Here is a 17,075-nt window from a genome sequence, read left to right on the forward strand (position 1 = left end):
CCTAGCGAATCGGACCGCCCGCGGCATAGCGGCGCAAATAATCCGCCAGCGCTTCGCGCCAGGGGCGCATCGGCGGAAAGCCGTTCAAGCGCAGCGCCCATCCCTCCAGGGCCGAAAAAGACGGCCGCCGGGCCGGACGGGGAAATTGCGATGTCGGCACGGAACGCACCTTGACGGACAACCCCGCCTCCTCCATAATCGCAAGCGCGAATTCATGCCAGGAGCAAATCCCGGCATTCGTGACATGATATGTTCCAAAGCGGTTCGTCCGCAGCAGCCGCAAGATCATCTCGGCCAGATCGAGCGTATACGTAGGGCACCCCGATTGATCGTGCACCACCTTCAGCTCCGACTGGACCGCCGCTTGACGCAGGATCGTCTTGACGAAGTTATTGCCATGCGGCCCATATACCCACGACGTGCGAACAATGAAGGAGGACGGCTGCAAAAGCTGGACGAACCGCTCCCCTTCCCGCTTCGACGCGCCGTATACATTGATCGGGCGAGTGCGGGCCGTCTCGGTGTACGGCTTCGTCGTCCGGCCGTCGAACACATAATCCGTGCTGACGTAGACGAGCTTCGCGCCGACCTGACTCGCAGCCGCCGCGACATTGCGCGAGCCGAAGGCGTTGACTTGGTACGCCAGATCCGGGTTAAGCTCCGCTTCGTCCACCTTCGTATAAGCAGCGGCATGAATGACGGCGGATGGCCGATCCCGCAGGAACACCCGCAGCACCTCCTCCGCATCCGTCACATCCAGCTCGTGGCGGCCGTAGCCCCGGGCCGGCACGCCGTAGCGGCGGAGCACCGCCATCATATCTTTGCCAAGCTGTCCCTCCGCTCCGGTAACGAGTACAATCCCTCCCTGATTCATCATCTCACCCACCTCGCTCCAGACTGGACAGGGAGAACGTCTCGGCGTCTTCCAGCAGCGGCATCACCTTGTCCTTGTCCGACATTATCGGATTCGATGCCGGCCACGGGATTCCGATGGCGGGATCATCCCACCGGATTCCCCGATCCCATTCCGGAGCGTAGTAGGCATCCACCTTGTACATCACCTCGGTATCATCCACCAAGGTGCAGAAGCCGTGGGCATAGCCCGGCGGAATAAGGAGCTGCCGCTTGTTGGCCGCGCTCAAAATCACGCCAAACCATTGACCGAACCGCGGAGAACCGCGGCGGATATCGACCGCCACATCATAGATGGCGCCGGCGAGAACCCTCACCAGCTTCGTCTGGGCCATCGGCTCCAACTGATAATGCAGCCCGCGAATCGTCCCGGCCCGGGCAGAGAGCGAATGATTATCCTGCACGAACGTTTGCGGAATACCGGATGCCTCCCATTTTTCGCGATGATAGCTTTCCATAAAAAAGCCGCGGCCGTCTTCAAACACCTTCGGTTCCAACATCAAAACGCCGTCCAGCGGCGTAGATACGATTTTCATCCATCCCAACTCCTTGTTCTGACGAATCGGACGATTCAGCCGCTTGGCCGCGCCCTATCGCGGGACGCCTCGCCGAGCGCGCTGGAATACCTATGTCCTCATCCTATGCAGAACCGCAACGCAGCGTCTGTATAGCTGGAATTATAGCAACGTCTACTCATATATATGCCCGCGGATCCTGAACGATGATCCCGGGCCTGCGGACGGTCTCAGCGCGTTGAGACTCTTGTGCAGAGCCGATGATCCGGTAACCGGCCACCGTTCTCCGTACGGCTTCGAAGGGCTGTGCCATTCGGAAGCCGGTGCATCCTGAAGCGCGCCTTGTACGCGGGGAAGGGTCCCCGAACAGGCCAGACCGGGACTGCAAGCCAACCCGGGACCGCAAGCCAAGCCAGGACTCAAGCCGAACCGGGACTCAAGCCAAGCTAGGACTCAAGCCAAGCCGGGACTCAAGCCAAGCCGGGACTCAAGCCAAGCTAGGACTCAAGCCAAGCTAGGACTCAAGCCAAGCCGGGACCGCTTACTCATTGCGCCCCGGACGCAACCGGCCTATAATGAGACGGACCCTGGCGGACAAAAGACGGACCCTTCAATGGGGACCGCACGTCTGGCCGGAGCGTTGGAACGGCGCCGTTTCATCTCGCCCCCATCTCCGGAGCCGCATACCGGACGGGGCATATGTATCCAAAGCAAAGGAGGGGCAACACTATGGAGCTGGGAAACCGCCTGGGACAGTTGCGCGAGCGCAGCGGCTGGACGCAGGAAGAGATGGCGGAGAAGCTCGGGATTACGCGCGCGGCTCTGTCGCATTATGAGAAGAACCGGCGCAAGCCTGACTTCGACACCTTGATACGGGCCGCCGATCTATTCGGCGTCTCGGTTGATTATTTGATCGGCCGGCTTCCTCGCGGGGGCACTCGGCCGGATTCAGAGCCAGTTGAAGCCGCCCCCGGCATCGAGCTGTCGGATCCGGCGGCGTTGAGCCGCCTTCGCTTCGAGGTGGACGGGGAGCCATTGACTTACGAGGAGGCGCGCCGGTTCGTCGCCTTCGTGCGGGCGGAGCGGATGATGCGGTAGGACGGACGACCAGGGGCGATTGACACTGATGCAAGGTAAATCACGCCTGTACAGGAACAAATCACACCACACGGGCGCAGGAAGAACCCCCGCCAAGGCAGAGACGAATCACTCTAGGACAGGAGCTAATCCCGCTAGTGCAGTGACCAATCACACCAGTGAGCAAGCCCGCTAGTGCAGTGACCCAATCAAAGCCAGTGAGCAAGCCCGATAGTGCATGACCAATCAAAGCCAGTGAGCAAGCCCGATAGTGCAGTGACCAATCAAAGCCAGGGCAGGCAGGAGGCACGCTAGTTAGAGATGAACCAAGGCCGCAGCGAGCCCCCTTCAGGAGCTGCAAAAATCCTGCAAAATTACAGCATTGGTGCCATACCCGCTTTTCAAAAACAAAAATGCTGCAAATGTACATCAATTTTCCCTCTTATCGTCTGGAGTGGGATAGAATGGACGAAAATCCTGTATTTTCGCAGGAATCGTACTGAAAAGCCCCTGTATAGCGGTAAAATGCTGTAAAATTGCAGGATTGCTCTCCTCGGTGCATCATACGTAGAACAGCGGACCCAAAAGAACAGACTATGCACATGGTAAGATATAAAAAAGACACCCCCGCCTTTCAGACGGGGATGTCCCAGTGAGTTAACCAATGCTGCTTAAGATAGGTTTGTAAAGGTATGTTCAGCTACGTTCCTCAAGTTAAGTTTGTAAAGCTGTGCTTGTTCTCTGCCTTAACCGTGCATCATCATGTCATGCTGCGGAGAACGCTCCTTGCGCTGCATCGCCGCATGCGTGACGAAGCTAAGGACGGCCAGCACCGCGATGAGGACGGAGATGAACGATACCCCGTCGAGGCCGCCGTGATCATAGGTCAGGCCAAGCACATACGGGCCGATCATGCGCCCGATGGAAGCAATTCCCCCGGACACGCCCATATAGAAGGGCGCCTCCCGCCCCGCCCGGGCCGCCAGGAAGGCGGGCACCGCCGGGGAGACCAGCATCTCGCCCAAGGTGGCGAGCGCCATCGCCAGCAGGAAGCCGCTGTAGAAGGGCAGGAACCAGATGACGACATACGCCAATCCGTAAAAGATCGCGCTCCAGGTCAACTGCGACGTCAACGGCGCCGCGATCGTCCGCTTCATCCACGTCGTGATCGGCTGCGCCGCGAAGATAAGGACTCCGTTCAGCGTCCACAGCAGGCTGTACATGGAGAAGTTCATCCCTTGATCCGCAATATGCGGCGCCACCCCGGTGCCCCAGAGGGAATTGGCGAGCCAGATGAACAAGGTGCCTACCGACATGAACAGATAGATCCGGTAGGCGGACAGCTTCTCCCACAGACTGCGCTCCGGCAGGACGCCCCGTTGGGCGCGGGCGGCAGCCGCCTTCGCCCCCCCGTTGCCTCCATCCGCAGGGTTACCCTTCACGGACGCTCCATCCGCCATCGAACCATTCACCGTTGCTCCATTAATTAGCGCTCCATTCACCGTCGCTCCATTAATTGGCGCTCCATTCATTGTCACTCCATTAATCGGCGCTCCATTCGCTGACGTTCCATTCACCGTCGCCCCATTCACTGACGTGCCATTCACCGGCGTGCCATTCACCGACGTGCCATTCACCGTCGTTCCCGCGGTTCCGTTCACGGCGCCGGCAGCAGCCGCCTCCTCGTTCTGTCCCCGCAGGAAGCGGTAGAAGAACAGGGCGAAGCCGGCGGACGTCAGCCCGTTGAGCGCGAACGTCAGATTGAAGGAGATATCCGCCAACACTCCGCTCAGCGCCGTGCCCAGCGCGACCCCGACATTGTTCCCGACGTAGATGACGTTGAACAGCTCCTCCCGCCGATCCGCCCAGCGGAAGCCGACGAACGATTGAATCGCCGGCATCGAGGCCGAGTTGGTCAGGCCAAGCACCGTCATCGTCGTCACGTACAGCCACCAGTCGGCATGCGCCGTCACGACCAGCGACAGCTGCAGCAGCGAGGTGGCGGCCAGCGCGCCGATTAGCAGCCTCCGCACCCCGAGGCGGTAATACAGCCCCCCGCCCAGCAGTTGGCCGAAAAATCCGCCCATCATTTGCATTAAAATGACAAAGCCCGCATCCGCCAGCGACCGGTTCAACTGCGTATGCACGAACAGCGTCGTCAACGGCCACATCAGCGCGCCGCCGGTCGAGTTGATCATGCTGGCCCAAATAAATACTTTCATTTCCCCTGTATATTTGCTCATCATGCCGCGCGGCATCAGTTTCATGCAGATTCACCGTCAGTTCCCCGGAAGATAGGCCTTCCCGCCAACGGGCAATAGCCTTGTTCCGCCGCCGGCCCTCCGGGAGGACCGCACTGCGAAACAAGGCTATCGTAACATATTTTAGTTGCCTCCGGCACGTGTTAAATCTTTTACATTGGCCATAAAAGCCGCGTGCAGCGCATCCTTGCCCGTCATTCCGGACGCTTCCGCGAGCGCGATATGCTCCCGCATCCGCTTGTAATCCTTCGGAATGACCCGGACGAATTGCTGGCGCGTCAATTCCCACCGCGCCAGCAGACATTCGGCAAGGACGCTGCCGGTGTAGGCCGCATGCCGCTCCAGCATGCGGCGAATCTGCTCTTCCTCCGCCTCCGAATCCAGCCGCTCCAGCAGGACCATCTCCAGATTGCAGCGTCCGGCGAAGACGCGTTCCGGATCGAGCACATAGGCGATGCCGCCGGACATTCCGGCCGCGAAGTTGCGTCCGGTCGGGCCGAGGACGACGACCGTTCCGCCGGTCATATATTCGCAGCCGTGATCGCCGACGCCCTCGACGACCGCTTCGGCGCCGGAGTTGCGCACCGCGAACCGCTCGCCCGCCACACCGCGAATATACGCCTCGCCGCTCGTTGCCCCGTACAGCGCCGTGTTGCCGATGATGACATTGTCCTCCGGCCGGAACGTCGCTTCCGCCGGCGGCTGCACGATCAGCTTGCCGCCGGACAGCCCTTTTCCGACATAGTCGTTGCAGTCGCCCACGACCGTCAGCGTCACGCCAGGCGGCACGAACGCGCCGAAGCTCTGCCCCGCCGAGCCGTGGAAGCTGTACCGGATCGTGTCCTCCGGCAAGCCGGCGGCGCCATGGCGGCGCGTAATCTCGCTGCCGAGCAGCGTGCCGGTCGCCCGGTCCTCGTTACAGATGGCGAACACCCCTTCCACCGGATGGCGGTGCTCCAGCGCCAGCTTGGCGCGCGGGATCAGCTCCCGGGCATCGAGGGTCGCGGCCAGCTCCCGCTCCTTCCGCTCCGCCATCGCTTCCTTGCCGTCCGCGGCGCCGGTCCCTGCGGCGCTCATCGGGCGATGGAGGAGCGGCGACAGATCCAGATGCCGCAGCTTCTCATGGCGCTGCATGTCCGCACTGGCCTGCAGCAGATCGGTGCGGCCAATCATCTCCTCCAGCGAGCGGAAGCCAAGCTCCGCCATCAGCTCCCGCAGCTCCTCGGCGATGAAGCGCATGAAGCGCACGACATGCTCCGGGTCGCCCTTGAAGTTTTTGCGCAGCTCCGGATTCTGCGTCGCGACCCCGACCGGGCATGTATCAAGCTGGCAGACCCGCATCATGACGCAGCCGAGCGCGACCAGCGGCGCAGTGGAGAAGCCGAACTCCTCGGCCCCGAGCATCGCGGCGACCGCAACATCGCGGGCGGTCATCATCTTCCCGTCCGTCTCCAGCACCACGCGCTCCCGCAGACCGTTCAGCAGCAGCGTCTGATGCGTCTCGGCCAGGCCGAGCTCCCACGGCAGACCCGCATGGCGGATCGAGCCTTGCGGCGACGCCCCCGTGCCGCCGTCGTAGCCGCTGACCAGGATGACATCGGCCTTGCCCTTGGCGACCCCGGCGGCGATCGTTCCAACGCCCGCTTCCGAGACGAGCTTCACATTGATGCGGGCGCGCGGATTGGCGTTTTTGAGATCGAAGATCAGCTCCGCGAGATCCTCGATCGAATAGATATCATGATGTGGCGGCGGCGAGATGAGTCCGACGCCAGGCGTCGAGCCGCGCACTTCCGCGACCCACGGATACACTTTGCGCCCCGGAAGCTGTCCGCCCTCGCCCGGCTTCGCGCCCTGCGCCATCTTGATCTGAATCTCATCGGCCTCGACCAAATATTGCGAGGTGACGCCGAACCTCCCGGATGCGACCTGCTTGATCGCGCTCCGCCGGGAGTCCCCGTTCCCATCCCGCTCGTAGCGCGCCGGGTCCTCGCCCCCTTCGCCCGAGTTCGAACGGCCGCCGATCCGGTTCATCGCGATGGCCAGACTCTCATGCGCCTCCTTCGAGATCGAGCCGAACGACATCGCCCCCGTCTTGAAGCGGCGCAAAATGTTCTCGGCAGGCTCCACTTCCTCCAGCGGAACCGCAGGGCCGTTCGGCTTCAGCTCCAGTAAGGATCGCAGCGTGTAATGGCGCTCGCCCTCGCCCTGCACCCGCTTCGAATAAATCTTGTACTGCGCATAATCGTCGTTGCGGCATGCCTGCTGCAGCGCATGGATCGTGCGGGGATGGTACAGATGCTCCTCCCCGTCGCGCCGCCATTGGTACTCGCCGCCTGGATCCAGGGTCCGGTCGCGATGCTCCGCCGCGGCGAACGCCCGCTCATGCGGCTGCAGCGCTTCCCGGGCAACCTCCTCGATTCCGATTCCCCCGATGCGGGACGGCGTTCCGGTAAAATACTGCTCCACGAACGCCTGATCGAGGCCAACCGCTTCAAAGATTTGCGCTCCGCGGTACGATTGGATCGTCGAGATCCCCATTTTGGACAGCACTTTGACAATGCCTTTGATGGCCGCTTTCCGATAATTTTTCACAGCCTGCTTCGGCGAGACGCCAGCGAGCAGCCCTTCCCGGATCATATCCTCGATCGATTCGAACGCCAGATACGGATTGATCGCGCTTACGCCGTACCCGAGCAGCAGCGCGAAATGATGCACTTCCCGCGGCTCGCCCGATTCCAGCAGCAGGCTGACCTTGGTCCGCGTTCCCTGCCGGATGAGATGGTGATGCAGGCAAGATACCGCCAAGAGGGCCGGAATGGCCGCTTCCTCTTCGCTGACGCCGCGATCGGACAGGATAAGCAGGTTATGCCCCTTCGCAATGACCCGATCCGCCGCTTCGCACATCGTCTGAAGGGCCTCACGGAGACCGTCTGTTCCCCGGGACGCCGTGAACAGGATCGGCAGCGTGATCGCCCGGAAGCCCGGCAAGCGGATATGCCGCAGCTTCGCGAATTGCTCGTTCGACAATATCGGATTCTCGATCTTGATCTGGCGGCAGCTCTCCGGCCCCGGCGCCAGCAAATTCCGCTCCGGACCGATGGTCGTGCCCGTCGCCGTCACGATTTCTTCCCGAATCGCATCGATTGGCGGATTGGTGACCTGGGCGAACATCTGCTTGAAATAGTTGTACAACCGCTGGGGACGGCGGGAGAGCACGGCCAGCGGCGCATCATAGCCCATCGAGCCAATCGGCTCCACCCCGCTGGACGCCATCGGCACCAGCACCTTGCGCAGATCCTCGAACGTGTAGCCGAACGCCTGCTGGCGGCGGCGCACGCTCACATGCTCCGGCGCGGGCATCCGCGGGGCTTCCGGCACCTCTTCCAGATCGACGAGATGCTCATCGAGCCACTGCCGGTACGGCTGTGCCCCCGCGATAGCGGATTTCACCTCTTCATCGGAAATGATCCGGCCCTGCTCCGTATCGACCAACAGCATCCGTCCCGGACGGAGGCGATCCTTGCGGAGCACCTGCTCCGGCGCGATGTCGACGACCCCGGTCTCCGAAGAGAGAATAATCACGTCATCCTTCGTCACCCAGTAGCGGGAAGGGCGCAGCCCGTTTCGATCGAGGATCGCCCCGATCTGGACCCCGTCGGTGAACGCCATCGCGGCCGGTCCGTCCCACGGCTCCATCAGACAGCTATGGTATTCATAGAACGCCCGCTTCGCCTCGTCCATCCGCTCGTCATTGGCCCATGGCTCCGGCACCATCATCATGGCGACATGGGACAACGGCCGGCCAGCGAGATAGAGAAACTCCAGCGCATTGTCGAACATGCCCGTGTCGGAGCCGTCCCCTTGGATGACCGGGAGGACCTCCTCGAGTCCGACGCCGAACGCCTCGGATTCGAATTGCTTCTCGCGGGCATTCATCCAATTGACATTGCCCCGGAGCGTATTAATTTCCCCGTTGTGGAGCATATAACGGTACGGATGGGCCCGCTCCCAGCTCGGGAACGTATTCGTGCTGAAGCGCGAATGAACGAGCGCCAGAGCCGTATCCAGCGACTCCTCCTGCAAATCCAAATAAAAACGGCCAAGCTGCTCCGTCGTCAGCATTCCTTTGTACACAATCGTGCGGCTGGACAGGCTCGCGATATACATCGCGCCGTCCCCTGCGCCGGCCGCGTAACGAATCGTGCGCTCCGCCCGTTTGCGGATCACATACAGCTTCCGTTCGAAGTCAAGCGGGCTTCCCGCTCCTTCCCGCAGCGCTTTCCCGCGGCCGATAAAAACTTGACGGATGCACGGCATCGCTCCGAGGGCGGTGGCTCCCAATCCGTCCGGATTCACCGGCACCGTCCGGAAGCCGAGCAGCGTCTGGCCTTCTTCCTCAATCAGCTTGCCGAGATCCGCCTCCTGTCCGGCACGAACCGCTTCATCCCGGGAGAGAAAAAGCATGCCGACGGCATAGTCTCCGGGGGGAGGGAGTTCTACTCCTTGCGCGGCCATCGCTTGCGCGAAAAATGGATGGGGAAGCTGAAGCATGATTCCTGCGCCGTCCCCGGTGTTCGGCTCGCTGCCTTGGCCGCCGCGATGCTCCATCCGGACGAGCATGCCCAACGCTTGCCGGACGATATCATGGGACCGCTTGCCCTTGATATGAGCGACAAAGCCCATGCCGCATGCATCTTTTTCGAATTGGGGATCATACAAGCCTTGCTGTCGAGGGAAACCATTCGGCTTCATGAGGGCACCGTCCTTTCTTGATGAAAATGTATTCTGTACATACGAAATCACATATTTATGCATTTGTATTGTTTCATCATTTTATCATCATGTTTTTTTTAGAGCAATTGAATGTTTTTATGGATCCGATAACTTCTTCGGATAGCGGGATAAAGCCTATATTATCACTATTCAACACTAAATTTGCATGCAGGAACACCCTTGTTACCGTTTTGCATCCATTGATAATTATTTTGCACAATCCTACATATTATTAATTAATTCACAAGAATACTACTAATCATTTCCTGTTTAAATTGAATTTTTATTCATGTAACTGAATAAAAAACTGCGCCTCCCGTTTTGCGAAAGACACAGTCTCCGAAAATATTCTGCTATCGATTTTGTCCCGCTCAGCCCCACATGCTGATCAAGGCCATTCCGGCCGCGACAATCGTCGATCCGACCAGCCGCTTCTTGCCCTGCTTCTCCTTCAGAATCCAATACCCGAGAAGGGTACCGATAACAATGCTGAATTCGCGTATCGGTGCCAGATGAGCCAGCGGCCCCAAGGTCATCGCGAACAGGAAGAGCAGATAAGAGCCTGGCGAAATAATGGCGCCGAGTCCGATCGTGCTCCAGTTCTCCCGCCACTCGCGCCGCAGCAGCCCGGCCCTCTTCACGGCAGGAGCCAGGAAGATAACGGCCCCGATGTTCGAAATCTCGATCAGCCCCAGCGGGCTGAAAAATTCGACGACGGCTTTGTCGGTCAAGGTGTATGCCGCGGTGCACATGCCGACCGAGGTGGTCAGGGCAAGCGCAATCCACCACGACTTATCCTTCTGCTTCACGGAAAGCATGCCGCTCAGGCCGAACAGCCCTCCTACGATCAGGCTCCACCCTATCCAGCCGGTGACCGACATGCTCTCGCCGTATAGGGAGACGCTGACGAGCGGCACGAGCAGCGCGGCCGTCCCCCGCATCATCGGATACACCTGCGACAGTTCGCCTGCTTTGTAGGCCTGAGACACCAGATACAAATAGGTTCCCTGGAGCAGGAAGGAGACGATAAGCAGCAGCGCATGTCCCCATGTCCAGTTCATCACGATCAGATCGCGGATAAAAAAAGGCAAAAACAAAACCGTGGCAACCGCATGCAGCGAGAACAAGAACGATTCCTTGTGCAGGCTGCGCTTGGCGAATAAGTTCCACAACGCATGCGTGAATGCGGATGCAATGACGAGCAAGAGGCCATATACCATCATGTTTTGCGTTCCTTCTTTCGTGTCGCCATCCCTTGGCCAGGGACGAATAGTCCGGTACCATGAAATAATGCTATTGTATCACATCTGCCGTGAACGACAAGACGGGATTTGAATCCGCTGCCAATGTAAAAACGCCGGCATGCGGTTTTCCTTCCACGCCGAGGCTGGCCCGTCATATACGGAAGGCCTGCCGCTTCTCAGGAAGCCGGCAGGCCGTGCATGTTTGCTTTATTTCACGCTGACACGCAGCGACGTGCTCTTGCCCTCGAAGCTCAGCTTTACGCTGGTCGAGCCTTTGGACACGCCCTGCACGCTGCCCCGCTCTACCTTCACCTTCGTGTTGGACGGCACGAACGTGACGGAGGAAGTGACATCAAGGACTTCACCGGTGTCGTAGATCGCCTTCACCTTCCAGTTCGCTTTCTGGCCGGCGGTCAGCTTCAAGCTGCCCGGCTCGGCTATCAGCTTCGTCAGCTTCGGCTTCACCGTCACCGGCACTTCCAGCTTCTGTCCCTGGAACTCGCCGGTCAGCAGCGTGCTGCCGATGGCGACGCCCTTGACGGACGAGCCTTTCACCGTCGCTACCTTCTCATTGTCCGACTTCCAACCCACCTTGGATCCGAGCGAGATCTTCTTTCCGTTTTTGTAGTAGCCCGTTACCTTGATGCTCTGGCTTTTCTTCACATTCAAGGTGACCTGCTGCGGTTCAATCTCGAAGCGGACGACCTCTTCTTCAACGGTAACTTTGACCGATATTTTGACATTGGCATAGGTTCCGGTCAACGTCACCTTGCTTGCCACCAGTCCCTTGATCTTTCCATTTACGACAAGCAGATTCGGGGAGCTCGACTCCCACTTCACTTCGGAGGTGATATTTTCCTCATCCCCGTTCATATAGATGACCGTCACATCCGGGACCGCCTGCTCGCGTCCCGCCACGATATTCATCTCCGTCGTGTTGGACTGTAGAATGAGCGCCTTGCGCATCACGGTCACTTCCATCGAGATTTCATGACCGCGGACGGTCGCGGTAAGAGTCGCCGTTCCCCGGCTCTCCGCCTTCATCTTCTCATCTTTAATGGAAATGACGCCCGGATTGGAGCTTGTCCATACCGCCAGATCGGATACATCTACGGTCTCTCCCCCCAGCGTAACCGCGCTTACCTTCGGCAGGCTCTGGGATTCTTCCATATAAATATCCATTTTACGGATGCCGTCTTTATCTTTATCCTTGTCTTCCTCCGACCATTTCAGCTTCTCAATCGCCGGAATGACATTGATCTCGACCGATTTGGACAGTCCTTTGTACTTCGCTGTCACAGTCGCCGATCCTGCTGCCTTGGCATAGACCCGGCCCTGTTCGACCGTCACCGCCATCACATTGCTCGATGTCCATTCCGCAAGATGCGTGACCTCTTCCTGCGTGTCCGCCGAGTTCAGCACGAATGTCTGCACCTGGAGCGGCTCGTCGCCCAGGAGCATCGTCTGCTTCTTGTCCGGCGAGATGCGCATCGCCTGGTACGATGGACGCACGACGACCGTAACCGACTTCGCCGCGCCCAGATAAGTGGCCGTAATCGTAGCCGTGCCGACGCCGATCGGCTTGACGGAACCGTCCTTCACTTCCGCGACGCCGCTGTCGCTCGTCGACCAATCCGCCTTATCAGTCACATTCTCCAGATCGCCATCCTTCGTCTTCGCCTTCGCGATTACGTTGACCGCCGCATCGCCGAATTCGAATTCAATCAGCTTGTCCGGAGATAAGGTCAGCTCTTCGTACGGAAGCTCGACCTTAATCTTGATTTTGCTGCTTAAGCCTTTATACTTCACCGTGATCTCGGCTTCGCCCTTTTCCTTCAGCGTGAGCTTGCCTTTGTTCACTTCGACGACGCTCGAATTGGAAGAAGTCCAGGAAGCGTCGGAGGTCACATCGTTCTCCGTATTTCCATCCTTGTCAAAAGCAAACGCCTTCCAATTCGGCTTCATCCCGAGGTAAAGAGTCGTTTCTTTGTCGATATCTACGCCGGTGGCTGCGGAACGTACGCTCAATTCATCATACATATAATTGGAGACGACCGTCTTCTTCAAGGTATACCCTTGGTACTTCGCCGTAATCTCCGAAGTCCCCTTCCCGGCGCCCTTTACCCAGCCCGCGTCTACCGTGACCGCGCTCGGATTGGAGGAGCTCCAGTCCGCCATGCCGGTCACATCCTTCTGTTCTCCCTTGATCGTGCCGATCAGCTTCAATTGAACGGACTGCCCCTCCACGATGACATGGATCGGCGATACATCAGATTCAAAGTGGACGTCGGTTACCGTGTCCGCTGCGCTAGCCACCCCATGAAACGGCAGCAAGCCGATCACAAGCGCGCATACCAACACGATGCTGAGCCACGATGTTTTTTTCCACGTTGGGTTCACTCGTTATCTTCTCCCTTCCCGCCTTGCTTTGCACTCAATAGACAAATTAACTGACAGTTAATATAACGGACAAAAGACGCCAAAATGTTACCTCATGGCATAAAAATATAAGCCCCGTTTTTGGATTTAGGGCTTCTTTCCTATATCCATCCGCTTAGAGGCCATCATCGGACGCATTCCGCATCATTTCACAGCAAAAAAACCGCGGCACACGTCAGGTTATCCGCGGGGGCTGTTCGCTAGTCTATGCTCGGATCGGGAGTCCTCTCCGTCCGCAGGCTGGCGGGACCCGCCCGTATGTCTTGTTCCCGTATGTCTATGTCGAAGATGCGTTCGCATAGGAACGAGGCTCCCGCCTGCCCCCGGCGGAACCACACAAAGATACCCGGCCGGCAGCCTCGTCAGCCGCAGACCGGGTATCTCCTCTATAGTAGCCGGCCGATTTTACGGAGCAAGCCCTTCCATAAAATGAAGCCGGAAATGGTACTTAATCTCTTCCTTGTCAAGCGGATCGTACAGCTTGTTCCATTCCGTCGTCAGCGCCTTGTACATCTGCAGCATGACGAAGCTGACAATCTTCGGGTTATGCCCCTTCACTTCGCCCTTCTCCATGGCGAAGCGCACCTGGCGCTCAATGTAGGTGAGCAGCTCGTTCTCCAGCTTCTGAATCGCCTCGCGGGCCATCGGCGTGCCCAAGTCTCGAACTTCCTGCGAGAGCTTGATGGCCAGCTCATGACGGCCCCGGAATTCAAGCACCCGATCAAGAACGCGATACAGATTGTCGAAGAAAGGCTTGTCTTCCTGAATTTCTCGGTCGGCAATCCCTTTCATTTCCATAATTAACTGTTGTAAAATTTCATCAAAGAGTTCTTCCTTGTTCGTGAAGAACGTGTAAATTGTCCCCTTCCCTACCTTGGCAATCTTGGCGACTTGATCCATCGTGGTCGCCTTATAGCCGAACAAGGCAAAGGATTGGGCAGCCGCATCTACGATGAGCTTACGGCGGTCAACGGACATGTACTCCGCCTCCTTCCCCCCGACGGGAGGCTGATATGACTAAATGACCAATATAATTTTTCGGTCATTTCCTTTATAATATTGAACATAGCATAAATCGGCCCTGTTTTCAACTTTGACAGCTTCCGGGACCGCGTCTGCCCCTTGACATTTCCGTATGCAATAAGATGCTTCCTTTTCATTTTCCGGTTATAATGAGGGTAGGTGAGAATATGCGAAAGAAAAGAATTCTTCTGTTGTCCGAAGGCTTCGGAACCGGACATACGCAGGCAGCCTATGCATTGTCCGTCGGGATTAGGCAGTTGGCGCCGGAAGTGCAGACCCGCGTCATGGAGCTGGGCAAATTTTTGAACCCAACGGTCGCTCCCTTAATTTTTGCGGCCTATCGCAAGACGGTGAGCGTATCTCCGAAGCTGGTCGGCCTGCTCTACCGCAAGCAATATAAAAAATCATTGAACCGGGTTACGCAATCGGCTCTGCATCGCATATTCTATACGCAAGCTTCTCATGTTATCAGACAGCTGCGGCCGGATGCCATCGTCTGCACTCATCCGTTTCCCAATATCGTCGTCTCCCGCCTGAAGCGGGCCGGATTCGACATTCCTTTGTATACGCTGATAACCGACTATGATGCGCACGGCACCTGGATCACCCCGGAAGTGAGCAAATATCTCGTCTCGGCACCCGAGGTGGAGCAGAAGCTGATCCAACGGGGCATTTCCCCCGAGCATATCATCGTTACCGGCATTCCCGTCCACCCGAAGTTCTGGCAGCGCTGTCCGCAAGCGGAAGCGCAGCAGCGGCTCGGCCTGAAGCCGCTCCCGACCGTCATGCTGATGGGCGGAGGCTGGGGACTCGCTCTGGACGAGGAGCTGCTGCGTTATATGACGAAGTACCGGGACCAGATTCAGCTTCTCCTCTGCATGGGAAGCAATGAGAAGGCGATGCACCGGATCGAACAGGATCCGATCTTCCAGCATCCGAATATCCGGATATTCGGTTACACGCAGGAAGTATCGATGCTGATGGACGCTTCCGACTTGCTTATTACGAAGCCGGGAGGCATGACCTGCACGGAAGGGATGATGAAGGGCATCCCGATGCTCTTTCATGCGCCGATTCCGGGGCAGGAGGAGGAGAACTGCGACTTCTTCATCGAGCATGGACTCGGCGAACTGCTTGAATCGAGGGAGACGATCGACCGCTGGTTCCATGATTTGAGTCAACACTACGAGACGCTTCGGCAGAAGCGGCAGCTCGAGCCTTCTCCGGCGGTGAAGCCGGACCGCTGCCCGCGCGCCGTCATTGATTTGCTCTGAAGCAGCATCCGCCATACTGAAGATAAAGGAATGATTCGATTATGATGTTCACCCCGGTAGGGTTCGCAGGCTATATTATCATTGGACTGGCCCTGCTCGCCAGGACGCTCGGCTGGATAACCAATTCCTTCCTGTTCGCCGCGCTGATTATTGCCGGCTTCATCTGCTTCGGCGTCGTGGAGAGCCGTTGGGGACGGCGGCACTGGCTTGTCCGCTATCTCGATTACACGCCGCTCATGGTTCTCGTTATTGCCTATGTCGTGGCAGGGACCGCGACGCCTCAATATGTGGCGATTGCGCTGCTGCTCCCGCTCGGCGCCGCCAGTTCCTACGGAGCGGTCCGGCTCGCGCGCACGAAGAAGTACCGGACGATGCCGGTCATCGACGAGCATAAGAAGGAACCGCCCAAGTTCCAGTAACCTGCCGATCATATCCACATGCGCGAATGATATCGCGAACGAGAAAAGAGGCCCTGTGGGGCCTCTTTTCACACTGTCGACAGTTGAACCTCAGACGGAGTAAGGGTCTGAGGCTGGTTTGCTTAAAATAACTTCTATAAACTATTAATTAATGTCCTTTTCCGATTGTAAAAGTGCTATCCCAATACCACTTATCACCAAAACCAGAAAATGTAATTCCGGCTATACCTATATTTTATACCTATATTTAATGTAACGTTATTTACAGGGAGCCAAGAATGACCATAAGCTGAGGCAAACATTCCAGTTTCTAGATCATGCCTAGTAGGAATGCGGACCTCATTTTGAAGCCAGCCGTAGTGGGGACCATCATTATGGTCGTTAATATCAATGTATCCTCTTGTACCATAAACTGAACTCACATCAATCGATGAAAAACCAGGCTCAAAAATACTATTTCCATAATCATACTGGTATAATCCACTATAATCTACACGTGTGGTGTGACTTTGCCATGCTGTACTGATGGTGTCAACATAAAAATTAATTGGCCGATTATCCCATCTAAAAATCGTTCGATATATATATTTAAACTCTTTACCGCTAGAGGTTTTCCCTAAGTACGTTATCATTGCCCCGCCGCTGAAAATACCATCTCTTACTGAACCCATGTCATAAGTGGTAATTTCATCGAGTCCAATTCATTAGATTGTTCGACACTTACATTATTCAAATCGACAGTTGTAAACACATCATTATTCGAAGTTGCTTCAACTTTAAAAGTCCGGTGAATTAGTGCAGTTGTAGCCGTCTGATGGACATGCAAAACGAGTAAAACAACTCAGCCAGCGCTGAAATGAGTAGGCGTGACAACGCCTCTGTCATCACGGATTTCGTTTTTTGGCATGCCGACATACCAGTTCGAGATCGCTTTTTCCCAAACCGGCATAGTCTTTTCAGATTTTGAACGATCGCCGTCAGTAGCGCCTGTTCTTGCATGCAGTCGAGTCCGCGGCTCCGTGCACGATCCATGCCATGCGCAACTTTGCTTTCAGCAAACACATGCTCACAGCGGGTTCGTAACTTTTGCAGATGACGGTAAGAACCCGTTAGCTGAATCCGTTTAGCTCTGTTTCGG

General features: G+C 57.4%; 13 protein-coding genes. 4 read left to right on the forward strand and 9 right to left on the reverse strand.

Features of this window, described 5'->3' with window-relative positions; genetic code table 11:
* Position 1: 1 nt before the first annotated feature.
* Together rfbD and rfbC are read right to left on the reverse strand one after the other, a co-directional pair.
* Complete coding sequence (rfbD, locus tag ABD76_RS20810; RefSeq protein WP_197259046.1) at positions 2 to 874, reverse strand: dTDP-4-dehydrorhamnose reductase; 873 nt, start codon at positions 872 to 874, stop codon at positions 2 to 4.
* Positions 875 to 878: 4 nt separating this feature from the next.
* Positions 879 to 1,448, reverse strand: a complete 570-nt coding sequence (gene rfbC / locus ABD76_RS20815) for a dTDP-4-dehydrorhamnose 3,5-epimerase (RefSeq protein ID WP_197259032.1) — start codon at positions 1,446 to 1,448, stop codon at positions 879 to 881.
* Between the two features lie 708 nt (positions 1,449 to 2,156).
* On the opposite strand from rfbC, the gene ABD76_RS20820 reads away from it, so the two are divergent.
* Both ABD76_RS20820 and ABD76_RS20825 read left to right on the forward strand, forming a co-directional pair.
* Positions 2,157 to 2,525 carry a helix-turn-helix domain-containing protein gene (locus tag ABD76_RS20820; RefSeq protein WP_197259033.1) on the forward strand — a complete coding sequence of 123 codons (369 nt, stop codon included), beginning with the start codon at positions 2,157 to 2,159 and terminating at the stop codon, positions 2,523 to 2,525.
* A gap of 300 nt (positions 2,526 to 2,825) precedes the next feature.
* Positions 2,826 to 3,038 carry a hypothetical protein gene (locus ABD76_RS20825; protein WP_197259034.1) on the forward strand — a complete coding sequence of 71 codons (213 nt, stop codon included), beginning with the start codon at positions 2,826 to 2,828 and terminating at the stop codon, positions 3,036 to 3,038.
* Between the two features lie 212 nt (positions 3,039 to 3,250).
* Here the strand turns inward: ABD76_RS20825 and ABD76_RS20830 are convergent, their stop codons facing one another.
* From ABD76_RS20830 to ABD76_RS20850, 5 genes are all read right to left on the reverse strand, one after another.
* Positions 3,251 to 4,771 carry an MFS transporter gene (locus tag ABD76_RS20830; protein WP_197259035.1) on the reverse strand — a complete coding sequence of 507 codons (1,521 nt, stop codon included), beginning with the start codon at positions 4,769 to 4,771 and terminating at the stop codon, positions 3,251 to 3,253.
* Between the two features lie 117 nt (positions 4,772 to 4,888).
* Complete coding sequence (gene gltB, locus ABD76_RS20835) at positions 4,889 to 9,517, reverse strand: glutamate synthase large subunit (protein WP_197259036.1); 4,629 nt, start codon at positions 9,515 to 9,517, stop codon at positions 4,889 to 4,891.
* A gap of 392 nt (positions 9,518 to 9,909) precedes the next feature.
* Positions 9,910 to 10,761 carry an EamA family transporter gene (locus tag ABD76_RS20840; RefSeq protein ID WP_197259037.1) on the reverse strand — a complete coding sequence of 284 codons (852 nt, stop codon included), beginning with the start codon at positions 10,759 to 10,761 and terminating at the stop codon, positions 9,910 to 9,912.
* Between the two features lie 228 nt (positions 10,762 to 10,989).
* Positions 10,990 to 13,182 carry an Ig-like domain-containing protein gene (locus tag ABD76_RS20845; protein ID WP_197259038.1) on the reverse strand — a complete coding sequence of 731 codons (2,193 nt, stop codon included), beginning with the start codon at positions 13,180 to 13,182 and terminating at the stop codon, positions 10,990 to 10,992.
* A 444-nt stretch (positions 13,183 to 13,626) separates the two neighbouring features.
* Complete coding sequence (locus tag ABD76_RS20850) at positions 13,627 to 14,199, reverse strand: TetR/AcrR family transcriptional regulator (RefSeq protein WP_197259039.1); 573 nt, start codon at positions 14,197 to 14,199, stop codon at positions 13,627 to 13,629.
* A gap of 212 nt (positions 14,200 to 14,411) precedes the next feature.
* Here ABD76_RS20850 and ABD76_RS20855 point away from each other — a divergent pair, with 212 nt between their 5' ends.
* Both ABD76_RS20855 and ABD76_RS20860 read left to right on the forward strand, forming a co-directional pair.
* Positions 14,412 to 15,518, forward strand: coding sequence for an MGDG synthase family glycosyltransferase (locus ABD76_RS20855; protein WP_197259040.1), 1,107 nt, complete (start codon positions 14,412 to 14,414; stop codon positions 15,516 to 15,518).
* A 41-nt stretch (positions 15,519 to 15,559) separates the two neighbouring features.
* Positions 15,560 to 15,937, forward strand: coding sequence for a permease (locus tag ABD76_RS20860; protein ID WP_197259041.1), 378 nt, complete (start codon positions 15,560 to 15,562; stop codon positions 15,935 to 15,937).
* A gap of 194 nt (positions 15,938 to 16,131) precedes the next feature.
* On the opposite strand, the gene ABD76_RS20865 is transcribed toward ABD76_RS20860, so the two are convergent.
* Positions 16,132 to 16,608 carry a hypothetical protein gene (locus ABD76_RS20865; RefSeq protein ID WP_197259042.1) on the reverse strand — a complete coding sequence of 159 codons (477 nt, stop codon included), beginning with the start codon at positions 16,606 to 16,608 and terminating at the stop codon, positions 16,132 to 16,134.
* A gap of 121 nt (positions 16,609 to 16,729) precedes the next feature.
* On the reverse strand, positions 16,730 to 17,075 hold a 346-nt coding region (locus tag ABD76_RS20870), incomplete at its 5' end, for a transposase (RefSeq protein WP_197253583.1).

Origin of the sequence: Paenibacillus dendritiformis (genome assembly GCF_015845845.1) — a bacterium.
Taxonomy (GTDB): Bacteria; Bacillota; Bacilli; order Paenibacillales; family Paenibacillaceae; genus Paenibacillus_B; species Paenibacillus_B dendritiformis_C.